The following is a 15,917-nucleotide window of genomic DNA, read 5'->3' as shown; positions in this document are numbered from 1 at the left end:
TTATAACTCATCAGCATTTTCATCAAGCGTATCTGGCGGCGCGTCCTCGCCAGAACCCAGATCAACACCAATGAAATCATCCGGTGTTTCCAGCGTCATTCGGCCAATGGCTTTGCTTCGATAATCAGTGATGATCAGATCTGCCGTTTTCTGCTCATCAATCAGTCCGCCAGCCATCACTGCACCACGTTTGCGACCTATCCGCTCAAAAAGAGCTTCAACTTCCCCATCCAGATCAGGCAATTTATAGCGTTTCATCAATTCAGCGGGGTAACGAGCCTTCAGCGCCTCAATGGCAAAATAAGCGACTTCAACTTCATCGTACGCATTGCGGCCAATCGAGCCACCCAAGGCCAGACGAAAACCCGAAGGTTCATGCTCTACTTTTGGCCACATCAGACCCGGTGTGTCGTAAAGAATAACCCCACCCAAGGTCTCGATACGTTGCTGGGACTTTGTAACGCCTGGCGTATCTGCGACTTTGGCGACTTTGCGCTGTGCCAAAGTGTTAAGCAAAGTTGATTTACCCACATTGGGGATACCCATGATCATCGCACGCAGTGGCTTCTCAACCCCGGTACGGAAAGGTGCTAGCTTCAAGCAAAGCTGAGGAATTCTCTTCAAGGCTTCCTGCTTGTTATCTTCACCCAGCAAAATAGCTTCGGTACCAGGCTGAGCTCTAAACCACTCCAGCCAAATTTTATTAAGCGCGGGATCTGCCAGATCAGCCTTGTTCAAAATTTTCAAAGCAGGACGTTGGCGATGCATGCGCAGCTTCTCAATCATGGGATTACTACTAGACAAAGGCATGCGCGCATCGACAATCTCGATCACTACATCAACCTTGGCCAAAGTCTCAGCGACTTTCTTGCGAGCCACATGCATATGCCCCGGAAACCACTGAATTGCCATCATGCACCCCCAAGAAAAAGCGCGATTATACGCTTATTCACAAACAGCTTATCAAATCAGGTACTTGCCATGTGGAGAAAAGCAAATGCCTATGTGGATAAATAGCAAAAGTGATCTGTGGATAAAAATCCCAACAAATTACCCACAGGCGTTACAAAAATCTTCAGATAGGTTGTGGGTATCTTAAAATGTTGATTACTATGAATATTTTGACTTACCCACAGGGAAGTGACACCCTTATTTATTATTACTATCTTCTTCTTATCAATATATATGTAAAGCAAAGTACTCCAGATTTGAGGAACAAAAGCTCGCTCAAAACAGACTACATGCCATAAAATCCGATGCTTCAAGAGGAAAAATCATGAAAACCAGTCTACAAGTAATCATTGTTTGCCTACTGAGTGCTGCCATAGCTAGCTACTTTGTACTTTCAAACGACAAAAAAGTACCAAGTGAGCAAATAATGACAAGCTTGGAAGGGCAAAAGATCAAGATTTCTGACTATAAAGGAAAGATTGTATTGGTAAATTTTTGGGCAACAAGCTGTACAGGCTGCATGCAAGAAATGCCAGAACTGAAAAAATTGCAGCTTAAATATGGTGAAGAACGTTTCCAGACAATTGCAATTGCAATGAGCTATGACAATATTGAATACATCAAAAACTATAATAAAAAAGAAAAAATTCCATTTAAAATAGTTCACGATGCAGATGGGAAAATTGCTGAGAAATTTGGTGGTGTAACATTAACACCAACCAATTTTTTAATTTCTAAAGATGGTAAATTAATCAAGAAATATATTGGTATACCTGACTATGCTGAAATTATTAGTAAGTTATAAATTCTAACTTATAACTAAAAAAGGGCTGCAAATGCAACCCTTTTTATTTACTCAAAAACCATTAAATGTGTATGTAGTTGTATTTCCTGGTGTGATGGTTTTGCTAATCCAACCACTCCAAGTATTTTTAGTTGTATTACCACACTGTAAATTTATATCAGCACTACTACCAGTTAGTGTACATGTAGTGCTGTAATTTCTAGTGTCAGTACCATTTCCAGAGCTCACAGCTGCAGTACTCCAGCTCGAGGCTGCACAAACAGTTCCAGCAGTTAATACTTGCAATGTGCAAGATGTGCCATTTTTCTTATTACTATTTGCCATATTAATAGTAATTTGTACAGTTGCTGATGGTTTAGGTGTAGCACTAGATGTTGGTGTTGGTACAGAAGTAGCAGTTACAACTGGAGTTGCTGTAGGTACTGCAGTCGGAGTTGTAATAGGAGTTGCTGTTGGTACTGCAGTTGGAGCAGGGGTTGTCATTATGCAAGAACCACCATTTTGACATAGACTCAAATTTACATCATTTTGAGTTGATGAATATGGACCAACAGGTCCCATAATAGTCGTACCTCCTGATCCATCTTCAATTTCACATTGTACAAACAATTTTTTACTTTCACCTGCTTTCAATGCACATGCATATTTGGTAGATAGCACACCAATACCCGACAACATATTCGGACTACAACGACGGGTTGTGATACCACCATTAATTTCACTCGGATCAATAGATCCATTATTTTTTGTACCAAAAGCCGTTACTTCAGGATCTGTTAATTTAACTGGTAAAGAATTAAAATCACCAAAACGTAGTTCACATACAGAGTGAGTTGTTGCGTTATTAGGTGTCCACTGTAAAGTACCTTGAATAAAGTTTACTAATGCCCAGTTAGTAGTATCATTGCCTGGATCAGTAGCATTCCATGCATCAGCATGATCATTGTTTGACATATAATACTTAGTTTCTCCATTAGAGTCTTTGTATTTAACAATTACGTCTTTTTTATAATAATTTCCACCTGGTTTCCAATTAACTATTGTATTAATTGGGTCAGATGTTGTACCAGGTGGTAATGTTAAATCTGCAAAATCTACTGGATCAAATTTTGTTATATAAGAAAGAATTGAGAAGTTTCTATTAAGATTATTTTTATCTTTCCAAGACATTGTGACAGTCACTAATCTTGAATCAATTGTCGGCCCATTGCTAATAGTCCATTTTCTGGTAAATGTAGAATTAAAATCAGAATTAAAGCTGCTAGGGGTGTCACTACCATTTGCAGGTAAAAAGTCAAATCCCCTTCTACGCAACTCTTCCATTTTTTGCTTAGCAAGAGATTCAGCAATATTACTTTCTTTATTTGTCGCACCATGGCTGACTAACTTTGCTTGAAGGCTTGCAACAGCCAATAAACCAATAGAAAAAATGAATACCGCCACTAGCATTTCTATCAAAGAAAAACCCAGATGGTATTTTTTTAGCTGACTATTTCGCTTAAGCATCATATTCTCCTTAATGGGTGAATTACCAGTCACGCCATGAACCACCTTGAACAGTGAAACCACTTGGTAATGTTAGAGTATTATCAAAAATTGATTTATTATAAAGTATTGTTAAATTGCCATTCCCAGATATTGCACCACCAGCAGAAACAGCACCATTAATTGTCGGATTTCCATGTACAGTTAAAGAGCCAGAAGTATAGAGCATGCCATTAATAGTAGGGCTACCGTTAATTACTCCAGCGCCATTTAAAATAATAATCACAGGCTCAGCTTCAGACCCATAGGTTGCATTTCCTAAATCAAATAAAGCCTGGTCACTTATCCAAATTACTTTTGCACAGCTCTTAGGGCATCCGCTAAAGCTGCTAATAGCATTCCCAGATGTAGCATGAGCACCACCTAAGCGTTCATCTGCTTCTTGGTAAATATGCGTTTCTGATTCTCCAAATAAATACTCAAAGTAATTAGATTCATTACTTTTTGAAAATCCGGCATCACTAGAAAATTTATTCTGTAATGTTCCATTCATTGAAGCCAAGTTTTTATCAGTGGTTGCAATTGCACCAAACAAACCATTCCCATTTGCGGCAGCACAACCAGCGCCTTGCAAATTATTTGTCGTCGCTAATTTTTCACCTGCACGTGCAGCAAAACCACCATTGCCTGATGAATTTTGTACACAAATTGAACCTGTCAGTCCAATCTGACCTGGAGATGACAATGCATCAGGCGGCATTTTGCTAAATAAAGGGTCAACAGAAAGTAGTACATTGATGATTTTTTTATTGCATGTTACACCAGTCAAACAATCTGGTTTACCGCCCGTACTACGAAGACTGATTGGCCCTGTGGGGGATGGGCGTGTGATAGTTACAGTAAAGGCCTGGCTTGATGCTGTTGTATAGGCTTGATCTGCTGTACTTGCTACAATATACGAATTTCCAGAATTATTTTCTGCTGGTGTACTACATGCAGTTGTATTACTTCTAATATAGCTTCCACAAAAATATTTTTGTTTTAATACATCATCATTTAACTCAGCTAAAACAAAGTGGACACCTGCTTCAGCAGCCTCTTTAGCTCTACTTGATTGGATTTGTGCAGAGGAATTAAAGATATCAGTAAGGGCGACACGATTTACTAAAAAAACACTGATAGTCATTATAAATAGTGTAACCATAGCTACCAGTAACGTTGCAATTCCACTTTGATTTTTAATATTTAACATGGCTAGCCTCATGCACATGAAGTTGCTGGTGATCTGCGAATTTCATCATTCCTTAAACGTATAGTTTTTTCTAGACTTTGTTTCACTGGATTATTCAAATCGTTTTTAACCAGTGTTGCTGAAATTCGTATTCTTATTTCTCTAATGCAAACTAAACCAGCAGTTGATATTAATTGATGTACGTCGGTTGATGTTCCTGTGGGATTTTGAGTTGTTGTTGGATTAATACTTTCAAAAGATAAAGATTCTATTTTTACGATTTTAGAGTCAGTTAATGGTTTCCAATCACTAATTGAATCACATCCATCTATATCTTCTGGAAATCCAGTAACAATCTGATTGTTTTTGAGTGCAAAACCAAATATCTCATTTGCTGCGGGTGTGTCGGAGCTGTTATCTCTATCATAACTAAATACGATACAGTCCTTATCATTATTTATGGTTACTGGTAAATTAGGAAAGGAATGAGGATTAGATACTGTTAAATTGTTTACCATGCTTTGTGTGTTATTCCAATAACCTGCGCGACGTAAATCATCAGCAATAGTATCCATTGCGATCCGCATTTCTTGATTTAACCTCAACATGTCAATTGAAGAGCGACTGAAAGCCAAATTATTACTTAATATTGTCAAAATGGCTGTAAGTGAAAATAAGCCAATAATGATGCTTACCATTAGTTCAATAAGAGAAAACCCATTTTGTTTTAACATGTTGGATAAGCTCCAAAATTAGAAGAACCAGATGGTGAGCAATGTCGAATTTCACCTGTGGCGCTTAATAAAACTCTTATTTCTTTACCTTTTGGTGATTTGAATGTAACTGATCCACCTGCACCATTAACTACGCCCCTTACTTGGTCAAAATTTTGACCAGAAAGACTATTTGAACTGATAGTGATAGTAGAAAAATTGAATTCTGGATCTGTTGATAAAATTTGTTCAACATTACAAGCATTTGCTGTATTGCAGTTACATGCAGCAGTCCCAGCGTGCATCCCGTAGCACCATGCGCTACCGGTTGTACTTACTGTAATGAAAACATTTTCACTGCGTGCTTTTGCAAAGCTACGCGCTTTTTGTAAGCTGCTATACATTAATTCTGCAGCTGATTTGAGTTTTTCTCGGTCGATGAGTTGTATATATGATGGGATTGCCACTGCTAGTACAGTACCGAGTATAGTTACAGCTACCATCATTTCGACAAAAGTAAAACCACGTTGCCTCATTTTGTAGCCTCTATCAATATTAGTGTTTAATAATATTATAGCTTTTAACCATCCTCATTTATAGATGACAAAACGCATCTTCTAAGCGATGAACGGTCTTATCCTGATTTTGGCAATAAACTTTCGATGCTTGAGAAAAAATTATGGTAGGTTCTTGTTTTTTAAAGGTAGATCAGATGCTAAGAAAAGTCTTGTCTATGAGACTAGCGTTGGATTGCTGGGTATGAGAGGTCAAGGACTGAAGACGAGTGATGACACGCTAAGTTAGCATGTGTCACCGATTTGGCAGTGCCCACATGTTAATTTTGATATGGACAAATTCAGGCCAATGAGGCAGAAGAAGCTTCGTTTTATAGTGCACGAGACACATATAGAGTAGCTTGAACGCCGGTTGGCTTGTAAGGTTCGAAGAGTGCCTCGGAGAAAAGTGGATTATACGAGGTACCTTAGAATCTAGAAGGATATATCTACCCTAAAAAAAACCTCTGAACACATAAAAAGTAGCTACTTAAAAATCAATGATTTATGCTTGAAGATCTATGTAAATACCGATTTGTACAGAGGTTCCAAAAGACATTATTGGGTATACCAATTGGATAATTTAGATATTACTCAGTGCAATTTTAGCTGTGTTCAGGGAGTATTCTAAATCGGAATAGCTGTGCGCTGCACTGACAAAACCAGCTTCAAATGCCGATGGCGCTAGATAGATGCCTTCGGCCAGCATGGCGTGGAAGAAGGCGTTGAAGCGGCTTCGGTCGCTGTTCATAACGTCGTTGTAGCTGTGCGGGATGCTTGGGCTGCAGTAAATGCCGAACATACCGCCGACCGATTGGGCGGTGATCCGTTTTTCCGCAGGCAAAGATTGGCTAATCGCGTTCAGGCCGTCGGCAAAAGCCTTGGTTTTGGCGCTGAGCGCTTCAAAGAAACCGGGTTTGCTGATTTCCTGCAAGGTCACCATGCCTGCTGCGACTGCCAGCGGGTTACCCGACAAGGTGCCGGCCTGGTATACGGGGCCAAGCGGGGCGAGTTTGGCCATGATGTCGGCGCGGCCACCGAATGCGGCTAACGGCAAGCCACCGCCGACCACTTTGCCAAGGCAAGTCAGATCGGGGGTAATGCCGTGCAGGCCTTGTGCGCATTGCAGTCCAACGCGAAACCCCGTCATGACTTCATCGTAAATCAGTACCGCACCGTGCTCTTGCGTCAGCTTGCGCATTGCGGCGACGAATTCCGGGCTGGCTGGTACCAGATTCATATTGCCGGCAATCGGCTCGACGATGAGCGCGGCGATCTGGCTGCCTTGTTCGGCAAATAGCGCTTCCAGTGCAGCGACGTCGTTGTACGGCAGAACAATCGTATCTGCAGCGACCGCAGCGGGTACGCCCGCCGACGATGGGTTGCCAAAGGTTAGCAAGCCCGAGCCGGCTTTGACCAGCAGGCTGTCAGCGTGGCCGTGGTAGCAGCCTTCAAATTTGATCAGTTTGTCGCGGCCGGTAAAGCCACGGGCAAGGCGAATGGCGCTCATCGTGGCTTCGGTGCCGCTGGAAACGAGGCGAACTTGTTCCAGCGAAGGCAGCATTTGGCACAGTAGGTCGGCAATGTCGATTTCGCCTTCGGTGGGCGCGCCAAAGCTCATGCCATTGTGGGCCGTGCGGGTCACAGCCTCGATCACGGCTGGGTGGGCGTGCCCCAGAATGAGCGGGCCCCAGGAGCCAACGTAATCAATATACTTTTTGCCATCGGCATCCCAGACATACGCGCCTTCACCTTTTTTGAAAAAGCGCGGCGTGCCGCCGACCGAGCCAAAAGCACGTACTGGTGAATTGACACCACCGGGGATGTGTTGCTGTGCAGCGGCAAAGAGTTGTTCATTGCGACTTGTCATAGATACCTCTGGCTTGTATAGCTTGGCAGGTTAATATTAATGAGCTCTGCATTAATATACCCCTGTAAATGAATCAGGGTCAGCGCTGCTGACCCTGTGATATTGATATTTTACCAGCTTGAAAAAGGTTTTTCCGACAGCGCACTATTGTAATATCGCGCATCTCCCGAGACTTCTGCACCCAGCCAAGCGGGCTGCGGGAAAGCCTCGGTTTCGCTGCTCAGCTCAATTTCAGCCACAATCAGGCCGCTGTTTGCGCCGTGGAATTCGTCGATTTCAAAGGTGTATCCTTCGATTGCGACCAAATGCCGGGTTTTATCGAGCACATTCGGGCAGAGCTTGAGCATGTCCAGCGCGTCGCTAGCGGGAATGGGGTATTCAAATTCCAGGCGGCTAATCCCGTCATTCTTGCCTTTGATGGTTAAAAAACCGACTTCGCCCTTAACACGCACGCGAACGGTACGGGCTGGTTCGGCATTGAGATAGCCTTGCGCAATACGCGTACTGTTGCTCACCAAATCTCGCCAATTGCTGTTCTTGAGCAGGAATTTTCTTTCGATTTCAATCGCCATTATTCAACGGCCTGCTTGATAATCGTCACATCCTTCAAGTGATAAGCCTGATCATCGGACAGATAAACGCCTTTATCCCATTCGGTACTGAGCTCATACACGCCCCAATCCTGATGCCCCTGGCTGCTGATGGCCGCTTTAGCTTCGTCAACTTTGCAAAAAACCTGCATGCCACGGTAATAGCCGTCTTTATCGAGCAATTGCGCTGGAAAATCGGCGGGCAGCTTGGCTTTTTCGGTGCGGCCAGGTGCAGGCTCGGCTTTGTTTTCTTTGAGAAATTCCTTGATCTGGTTGGGGCCAATCGCATACACGCCGCATTGGGCTTTGGGTTCGCCACAGGCCGACAAGAGTGCCGCGAAGCTTGCGGCCAGAATGATGGTTTTCATAGGGTTCTCAAGTACATATCAGTGAAGTCAATCAAGGCCTGTGCACACAACACGGCGATTAAAATGGTTTGACGATAACCAGAATCACCACGGCAACCAGCACCAGCACGGGTACTTCGTTAAACACCCGGTACCAGACATGACTGCGGGCATTTTTGCCTGCGGCAAAATCGCGATAGATTTTGCCACACCAGGCGTGATAAGCAATTAAGAACGCTACAAGTGTGAGTTTGATGTGCATCCATACCCAGCCCGGCCCGATGTAAAAATCGTAATACGCCCAGGTCCAGATGCCAAAAATCAGCGCCAATGCGGCAATCGGCGTCATAAAGCGGTACAGCTTGCCTGCCATTAAATTGAGCCGTGCGATTTCTACTGGCTCGGTGGCCATGGCCTGATTGACAAACAGCCGTGGCAAATAAAATAGTCCGGCAAACCAGCTAATCACAAAGATCAGATGAAACGCTTTAACCCACAGCATGATGATTTAATTCCGACGATTGGGTGAGATAGCTGCACTGTAGCTGGCAGCGCCAAAACGTAAAACCATACCGCATGTGGTGTCAGTTGTCTTTGATGTTGATGCCCACCACGCTTGTTTTGAAGGGAGTTTCGCTACATGCGTGGTGGGCATCAAACTGTACTGATATTGAATTCAGATGAAATCAGCTCTTTTTCTTTTTGCCGCTTTTTTTGGCTGGAGCTGCCGGTGCAGACTTTTGTGTTGCTTCATACAGAGGTTGGACTAGCGGGATTTTAGATTGCAATTCGGCAATCCGGGTTTGGCTGGCCGGGTGAGTCGACAAGAATTCCGGGGTTGAACCCTTGCTGGCCGCAGCCATCTTTTGCCATAGTGTTACCGAAGCTTGCGGGTTATATCCAGCACGGGCAGCCAGCTCCAAGCCCATGACATCGGCTTCTGATTCATGGGTGCGGCTATTGGGCAGTGCCAGTGCCAGATCATAAGCCTGACTACCCACGCCCAAGGCCGTATCCGTTAAGCCCGAATACTTACCGCCACTCAGGATCGATGCGGCTAAAGAAATACCGCGCATGCCCATTTGCTTGTTGTATTCCTCGCTCATACGCTCGCGGCTATGCTCGCGCAAGGCATGGCTGATTTCATGCCCCATAATCTGGGCAATTTCATCATCACTGAGTTTGAGCTGCTCAATAATGCCGGTAAAAAACATGATCTTGCCGCCCGCCATGCAGTAGGCATTGAGCTGGTCATTTTGCTCGACATTGACTTCCCATTTCCAGTTCACGGCTTCCGGTCGGAATACACTAGTGTGCGGGATGAGTTTATTGGCAATTTTTTTAACCCGTACGCTGGTTGGGTGGTTTGCTGGCAGCAATACGCGTCTTTGGCGCGCTTCATCGATTGTTTCGCTATAGGCTGCAGCAGCCATTTTTTCTACTTGCTCGCTAGGTAGCAAAGTACTCATATTTTGCTTGCGATTAGCGCCAATGGCGCCACCCTGGGTTGTGTTGACTTGCTGGCAACCTGCAAGCAGAGACAAGCTGAGTGCTGTAATCAGTACAGAAACTTTCATTATTGACCTTCTAAATTCAAGAAATATTGGTAATTCAGACCAATCCAAGCATCCTGCTCACCTAGCCATAGCGATAACTGCATAGGCAGAGCCAGTTGGATTTCTGGTTTGAAAAACCCTATTGTACTGATTTTAAACTGACAAATAACGAAAAAAATGCGTGAGAATAATGGGGGAAGTTATCTATGCAACATTGTGATTTAGCACATAGTCCCTGTACTTAATCGTGTGCTTGGCCAGCCTTTAAGGCCTATGCATGAATGATGGCTAAAGGATTGATCAAGATCATCAATCCACGCCACCATGCTGATAAAGCAGAAAAAACCTGAGCCCGGTTTAAAACCATGGCAACTGGGCTGATCAGATCTCTACCATGTCAAAATCATCTTTGCGTGCACCGCAATCAGGACAGGTCCAATTGGGGGGAACATCTTCCCAGCGCGTACCAGCGGGAATATCGTCTTCGGGACGGCCTTCGGCTTCGTCGTAGATAAACGCACAAATCAGGCACATATATTTTTTCATCAGCGTAAACCTATACAGAGTGGTTTAGAATTCGGGTTCTGGGGCTAGAAACAGCGCCCCCGGATTTTAAACTTATTCTGGGCTATTTCCACTTATGATTTCTACTCCGCCGACTGTACTGGTTTTTGCCGCCAACGACCCATCGGGTGGCGCTGGCCTGATGGCCGATGTACTGACGCTGGCCTCGCTGGGCTGCCACAGCTTGCCGGTGGTCACTGCGATGACGGTGCAGGACACTGCAGGGGTACAAAGCTTTCAGTCTGTCGATAGCGAATTTCTGGATGAGCAGGCACGCTTTATTCTGGAAGACATCAAAATCGACGCTATCAAAGTGGGCATGGTAGGTACGGTGGAAAATCTGGCGGTGATTGCCGAAATTGCTTCGGATTACCCGGATATTCCGCTGATTCTGGAGCCGGTATTCAGTATGGGCCGTGGCGAAGAGCTGGCCGATGAAGATCTGTATAGCGCCATGCGTGAGCTATTGCTGCCGCACAGCTTTCTAGTCAGCTGCAATAGCGATGATGCCCGCAAGCTGGGTTCGGACGACCCGGAAGAACAGGAAGATCTGCCGCTGGACGCCGCTGCCCAGCGCATTTTGCAATGCGGTTGCGAGTATGTGCTAATTGCCGGCACGCATGAAAAAACGCCCAAAGTCGTCAACACCCTGTACAGCACGCTAGGCCGTGTGCGCAGCGATAACTGGGAACGCCTGCCCGGCAGCTTCCATGGCGCGGGTGCCACGCTGGCTTCGGCGCTGGCTGGCGCGCTGGCCAATGGTGCCGATGTGGCCACCGCCATGCAGGAAGCGCAGGAATACACCTTCCAGGCCATTTCCAACGGCTATCGCCCCGGCATGGGCCAAATGATTCCCGACCGGCTATTCTGGGCCCGCCCACCGGCCGATGAAATCCCGCCAACGGTGATCGAGTTTGACGCCACCGATGATGCCGAGCCCAAATCGGTGCAATAAACCACATTGAGCCTGAGCCGGAGTGAGGCGCAGTGCGCTTGCTGATGGCCGCTGCTGGAAAGAGTGATGTCCCTACCCCAAATCATTATTTTGAACGGCTGCAGCAGTGCGGGCAAAACCAGCATTGCGCGTGCCTTGCAGGAATTGCTGCCGCAGCAGTTTCTTCATTTCAGCCTTGATACGCTGCTCGATGGCCTGCCGCGCAGCGATCTGGCCCAGCTGCAAAGTGGCGCAGCGGTACAGCGTAGCGGGCATGATTTTGCGCAGCTGGTGCGCGCCTATCATTACGCCCTGCCCGGTTTGCTGCAGGCTGGCTGCCAACTAATCATCGACAACGCTTGGTGCGAGCGCGCCGAGAAGCGCGAGCTGCTGACCGAGCTGGCTGGCTATCGTGTCCTGCTGGTGGGGGTGCACTGCGATTTAGCCGAATTAAACCGCCGTGAGCAACTGCGGAGAAATCGTCCCGCCGGGCTGGCCGCCTGGGAGCTGACTCGCGTGCATCAGGAAATCAGCTACGATCTGGAAATTAATACCGAGGGTATATCGCCAGAAGATAACGCGAAATTGATCTACAAGCATATACAGGATGGATGTATCTTGAATGGCGCAATCGATACGCTGGCGCACTTGAATATGCTGGGCTAAGCGCCAATGCTAGTGGGGAATTCACGCGAATTATCGCCCACCCTGGAGCCTGCCATGTTCAGTTATTACCAACTCACCGTTCCTGTTTACACTCGCGCGCTCACGCAGCTGGCGCACCTGCTTGATAAAGCCGCCGATTTTGCGCTGAGTAAAAAAGTCAGCGACGAAACCATGCTGGGTCTGCGCCTTGCTCCCGATATGCTGCCGCTGGTCAAGCAAATCCAGATTGCCTGTGACACGGCCAAATTCGGCGTTGCGCGCTTATCAGGCAATACCGCGCCCAAACACGACGACAGCGAAAAAACGCTGGCCGAACTCAAAAACCGCATCGCTGCCACTCTCGAATTTATCAACAGCATCCCGCCCGACGATTTTGCGCAAGCCGATAGCAAAATCATCACGCTGTCGTATATGCCGGACAAACCGATGAAGGCCGATTTTTACCTGCAATCCTTCGTTGCCCCAAATCTCTATTTCCATCTCACCACCGCCTACGCACTGCTGCGCAGCAACGGCGTCGAGCTGGGTAAAAACGATTATCTGGGGCCGATTGGCTGATTGTGGCGGATCAGCCAATCGGCAGAAATACGTTTGGCCAGGAACGCAGCTCAAAACAAAACCCCCATTACGGGGGTTTGGGTATGTGCGTATAGCACTTTGTGTATCTAGGCTAGAGAGCTATACCCTGGCTTTGTTCGGCCAGCACCATGTGCCTGATTTTCAGTGCTTTCTCAAAATGATCCAGCTTGTGCGTCTGTATCCACCATGTCGCCGCTTCCATTAGCAGCTCAGGATCGTCATTTTTATTGGCGAAAAAAGCATAAAACGACAAACCCACGCCCTCGCCTTTCTGCGCGATTTTCTGCTCGCAGACGGCGAGGATTTTTTGTTGGAGTGAAGCACGCATATTGTCCTTGATTGCTATCGGATAAAGAAAAATTGACTTGATCAATAATTCTCAGGGAAAAAATGGCGTTCAATCAGCTCGATCAAAATGTGCAAAACCTTAATATGTAATTCCTGTACTCGATCTGCAAATTGGCCTGCAGGTGTATTGATATAAACGTCGGCCAGTGCTTCGAGTTTCGAGGGGGAGCGACCAGTCAAAATAATTACTTTAACCCCCATTTCGCGAGCCACGGTAGCGGCCTTAACGATGTTTTCGCTATTACCGCTGGTGCTGATGCCAATTAATACATCGCCTGCGCGAGCGTGGCTTTCAATGTAGCGTGAGAAAATAAAATCATAGCCAAAATCATTTGCTACACAGCTCATGTGTCCAGCATCGGAGATTGCATTAGCGGGCAAACCACGACGATCTTTGCGATAGCGGCCAGTGAGTTCTTCAGCAAAATGCATCGCATCGCACATCGAACCACCATTACCGCAAGAAAAAACGCGTCCGCCGCTGGTAAAACTTTCAATTAGAATTTGTGCCGTAGATTCAATGTTTACCAGAGCTTCTGGATTGTTGATTAGTTGCGTTAAGCCAGTTTGAGCTTCGAGCAAGCTGGCATTAATAAATTCTTTCATTGCTTATTTCTCTGGGTTTGCGTGCGATTGCTGCTGATTTAGGGCTTTACTGAGAGAAGGTGACTGCTCTTGCATGGGTATTGCTTTCAAAACTATTCGGGATAGATTCTATATGGCAATACACATGTGGGTATTATAGGTCTGCTTCCACCTCATTCCCCCGCGCTTCCAGCCATGCGCGACGTGAGCTCGCTTCGCCCTTGCCCATCAGCATATTCATCAGATCGCGCGTATTGGTGCTGACATCCTGCGGGATCGATACGCGCATGACGCGGCGGGTGTCGGGGTTCATCGTGGTGTCGAACAATTGCTCGGCGTTCATCTCGCCGAGACCCTTGAAGCGCGAAATGCTCCACGCGCCTTCGCGGATTTTTTCACCGCGTAGCTTATCCAGAATGGCGGTCAACTCGCCCTCATCCAGCGCGTAGAATTTGCGCGGTGGTTTGGCTTTACCGCTGCCCGCCACGTCAACGCGGTAGAGCGGCGGCTGCGCAACGTAGATATGGCCATTCATGATCAGCTGTGGGAAATGGCGGTAAAACAGCGTGAGCAGCAGTACCTGAATGTGCGAGCCGTCGACGTCCGCATCGGACATGATGATCACTTTGCCGTAGCGCAGGCCGGATAAATCGACGGTACTGTCGAGTGTGTGCGGGTCAACGCCGATGGCGACGGCCATATCGTGCACTTCGTTATTGGCGAAAATCTGGTCTTTATCGACTTCCCACGTGTTCAGCACTTTACCGCGCAGCGGCAAAATGGCTTGGAAGTCTTTATCGCGACCCAGCTTGGCCGAACCGCCGGCCGAATCACCCTCGACGAGGAATAATTCGCAGCGTTCGGTTTCGTCCGACGCGCAATCGGTTAGCTTGCCCGGTAATACCGCGACGCCAGAGGATTTTTTCTTTTCGACTTTCTGTGCATTTTTCTGCCGCGATTGCGCGGCGCGAATCGCCAGCTCGGCGAGTTTTTTACCCAGATCAACGTGTTCGTTTAGCCACAATTCAAACGGCGCGCGCACCATCGCTGAGACGAGTTTGAGGCCGTCGCGGCTGGTGAGTTTATCTTTGGTTTGGCCTTGGAATTGCGGGTCGAGCACTTTGGCCGAGAGGACAAACGAGCAGCGGCTGAACAAGTCTTCCGGCAGCAGCTTCACGCCCTTGGGCAGCAGATTGTGAAAATCGATAAAGGTTTTGACGACTTGGAACACGCCATCGCGCAGGCCGCTTTCGTGCGTGCCGCCCGCTGGCGTTGGAATCAGATTGACGTATGATTCGCGATTAACGAGGCCATCTTCGGTCCACGTCAGCGCCCATGCGCACCCTTCGCCGCGGCTGAAGGTGTCGTCTTCGCCTTCGATGTATTTCTCGCCCTGCAAAATCGGTACGATTTGCGTATAGCCGGTGACTTGCTCGTTCAGATAACCTTGCAGGCCATCGGGATAGCACCAGCGTTTTTCCAGTAATTCGCCATTGGCTTGCTCGACATTCAAAATCACCACCAAGCCGGGCAAAAGGACGGCTTTGGATTTAAGTAGATGCTCCAGCTCGGCCTGTGGAATGGTTGGGCTATCAAAATACTGTGCATCAGGCTGCACGAAGACGCGCGTTCCGGTGTCTTTCTTCGTCGTGGTGCCCAAAACCGTCAGCGGTGAAATTACTTCACCGCCCGCAAACACCAGTTGATTGATCTGACCTTCACGGCGCACTTCAACTTCAAGCCGAGTCGCCAAGGCATTGGTAACGGAGACGCCAACGCCGTGCAAACCGCCGGAAAACGCATACGCGCCGCCGTCTTTCTTATCGAATTTACCGCCCGCGTGCAGCTGCGTGAAAACAACTTGCACCGTGGGCACGCCCTCTTCCGGGTGCAAACCCACCGGAATGCCGCGGCCATTGTCGATCACGCGCATGGATTGATTGCGGTACAGCGTCACCTCGATCTGTGTTGCGTAGCCGCCGAGTGCTTCGTCAGCTGCATTGTCGATGACTTCCTGGCAAATATGCAGTGGATTATCGGTGCGGGTGTACATGCCCGGACGGTGGCGGACAGGGTCAAGGCCTTTGAGGACCTTGACCGAGGATTCGTCGTATTTAGGAGCAGCCATTGTTTCACGTG

18 protein-coding genes are annotated in these 15,917 nt (G+C 47.1%); 4 read left to right on the top strand and 14 right to left on the bottom strand.

What is annotated here, in order from left to right:
• The gene (gene ylqF / locus ABHF33_RS08535; protein WP_348946572.1) at positions 1-915 is read right to left on the bottom strand and encodes a ribosome biogenesis GTPase YlqF; all 915 of its coding nucleotides are present in this window, start codon (positions 913-915) and stop codon (positions 1-3) included.
• A 361-nt stretch (positions 916-1,276) separates the two neighbouring features.
• Between ylqF and ABHF33_RS08530 the strand changes: the two genes are divergently transcribed.
• Positions 1,277-1,756, top strand: coding sequence for a TlpA disulfide reductase family protein (locus tag ABHF33_RS08530; protein ID WP_348946571.1), 480 nt, complete (start codon positions 1,277-1,279; stop codon positions 1,754-1,756).
• A gap of 51 nt (positions 1,757-1,807) precedes the next feature.
• On the opposite strand, the gene ABHF33_RS08525 is transcribed toward ABHF33_RS08530, so the two are convergent.
• The 10 genes from ABHF33_RS08525 to ABHF33_RS08480 all read right to left on the bottom strand — a co-directional run bounded on the left by ABHF33_RS08525 (position 1,808) and on the right by ABHF33_RS08480 (position 10,648).
• On the bottom strand, positions 1,808-3,295 hold the full coding sequence (locus ABHF33_RS08525) for a type IV pilus modification PilV family protein (RefSeq protein ID WP_348946570.1): 1,488 nt from the start codon (positions 3,293-3,295) through the stop codon (positions 1,808-1,810).
• Entirely contained in the window at positions 3,285-4,493 is a 1,209-nt protein-coding gene (locus tag ABHF33_RS08520; RefSeq protein WP_348946569.1) for a hypothetical protein, read from the bottom strand. Before ABHF33_RS08520 ends, ABHF33_RS08525 begins: the two co-directional genes overlap by 11 nt.
• Before the next feature lie 8 nt (positions 4,494-4,501).
• The gene (locus tag ABHF33_RS08515) at positions 4,502-5,206 is read right to left on the bottom strand and encodes a PilW family protein (protein WP_348946568.1); all 705 of its coding nucleotides are present in this window, start codon (positions 5,204-5,206) and stop codon (positions 4,502-4,504) included.
• Positions 5,200-5,721: a GspH/FimT family pseudopilin gene (locus ABHF33_RS08510; RefSeq protein WP_348946567.1), complete on the bottom strand. Its 522-nt coding sequence runs from the start codon at positions 5,719-5,721 to the stop codon at positions 5,200-5,202. Before ABHF33_RS08510 ends, ABHF33_RS08515 begins: the two co-directional genes overlap by 7 nt.
• A 601-nt stretch (positions 5,722-6,322) precedes the next feature.
• Entirely contained in the window at positions 6,323-7,609 is a 1,287-nt protein-coding gene (hemL, locus tag ABHF33_RS08505) for a glutamate-1-semialdehyde 2,1-aminomutase (protein WP_348946566.1), read from the bottom strand.
• 110 nt (positions 7,610-7,719) lie between these two features.
• Complete coding sequence (locus tag ABHF33_RS08500) at positions 7,720-8,181, bottom strand: CYTH domain-containing protein (RefSeq protein WP_348946565.1); 462 nt, start codon at positions 8,179-8,181, stop codon at positions 7,720-7,722.
• Positions 8,181-8,567 carry a DVU_2496 family lipoprotein gene (locus ABHF33_RS08495; protein WP_348946564.1) on the bottom strand — a complete coding sequence of 129 codons (387 nt, stop codon included), beginning with the start codon at positions 8,565-8,567 and terminating at the stop codon, positions 8,181-8,183. The genes ABHF33_RS08500 and ABHF33_RS08495 overlap by 1 nt, the downstream gene beginning before the upstream one ends.
• Before the next feature lie 58 nt (positions 8,568-8,625).
• Positions 8,626-9,048, bottom strand: coding sequence for a CopD family protein (locus tag ABHF33_RS08490; RefSeq protein ID WP_432803968.1), 423 nt, complete (start codon positions 9,046-9,048; stop codon positions 8,626-8,628).
• 184 nt (positions 9,049-9,232) lie between these two features.
• A complete protein-coding gene (locus ABHF33_RS08485; protein WP_348946563.1) occupies positions 9,233-10,123 on the bottom strand; it encodes a M48 family metallopeptidase in 891 nt (296 codons plus the stop codon).
• Positions 10,124-10,483: 360 nt separating this feature from the next.
• The gene (locus ABHF33_RS08480) at positions 10,484-10,648 is read right to left on the bottom strand and encodes a rubredoxin (RefSeq protein ID WP_348946562.1); all 165 of its coding nucleotides are present in this window, start codon (positions 10,646-10,648) and stop codon (positions 10,484-10,486) included.
• Between the two features lie 94 nt (positions 10,649-10,742).
• On the opposite strand from ABHF33_RS08480, the gene thiD reads away from it, so the two are divergent.
• The 3 genes from thiD (at position 10,743) to ABHF33_RS08465 (ending at position 12,824) form a co-directional block, all read left to right on the top strand.
• Positions 10,743-11,621 (top strand): bifunctional hydroxymethylpyrimidine kinase/phosphomethylpyrimidine kinase, encoded by an 879-nt coding sequence (gene thiD / locus ABHF33_RS08475; RefSeq protein ID WP_157314837.1) that lies wholly within the window; start codon positions 10,743-10,745, stop codon positions 11,619-11,621.
• Positions 11,622-11,687: 66 nt separating this feature from the next.
• Positions 11,688-12,266, top strand: coding sequence for a chloramphenicol phosphotransferase CPT family protein (locus ABHF33_RS08470; RefSeq protein ID WP_348946561.1), 579 nt, complete (start codon positions 11,688-11,690; stop codon positions 12,264-12,266).
• 54 nt (positions 12,267-12,320) lie between these two features.
• Positions 12,321-12,824, top strand: coding sequence for a DUF1993 domain-containing protein (locus ABHF33_RS08465; RefSeq protein ID WP_157314839.1), 504 nt, complete (start codon positions 12,321-12,323; stop codon positions 12,822-12,824).
• Between the two features lie 112 nt (positions 12,825-12,936).
• On the opposite strand, the gene ABHF33_RS08460 is transcribed toward ABHF33_RS08465, so the two are convergent.
• The 3 genes from ABHF33_RS08460 to parE all read right to left on the bottom strand — a co-directional run bounded on the left by ABHF33_RS08460 (position 12,937) and on the right by parE (position 15,906).
• Complete coding sequence (locus tag ABHF33_RS08460; RefSeq protein WP_348946560.1) at positions 12,937-13,173, bottom strand: DUF6500 family protein; 237 nt, start codon at positions 13,171-13,173, stop codon at positions 12,937-12,939.
• Positions 13,174-13,214: 41 nt separating this feature from the next.
• The gene (locus tag ABHF33_RS08455) at positions 13,215-13,799 is read right to left on the bottom strand and encodes an SIS domain-containing protein (RefSeq protein WP_348946559.1); all 585 of its coding nucleotides are present in this window, start codon (positions 13,797-13,799) and stop codon (positions 13,215-13,217) included.
• Positions 13,800-13,932: 133 nt separating this feature from the next.
• Positions 13,933-15,906, bottom strand: coding sequence for a DNA topoisomerase IV subunit B (parE, locus tag ABHF33_RS08450; protein WP_348946558.1), 1,974 nt, complete (start codon positions 15,904-15,906; stop codon positions 13,933-13,935).
• Positions 15,907-15,917: the final 11 nt, after the last annotated feature.

It is taken from the genome of Chitinibacter sp. FCG-7, assembly GCF_040047665.1.
GTDB lineage: Bacteria > Pseudomonadota > Gammaproteobacteria > Burkholderiales > Chitinibacteraceae > Chitinibacter > Chitinibacter mangrovi.
Note: the sequence above shows the minus strand (reverse complement) of the source record. Positions and strands in the feature narration are given on the sequence as shown.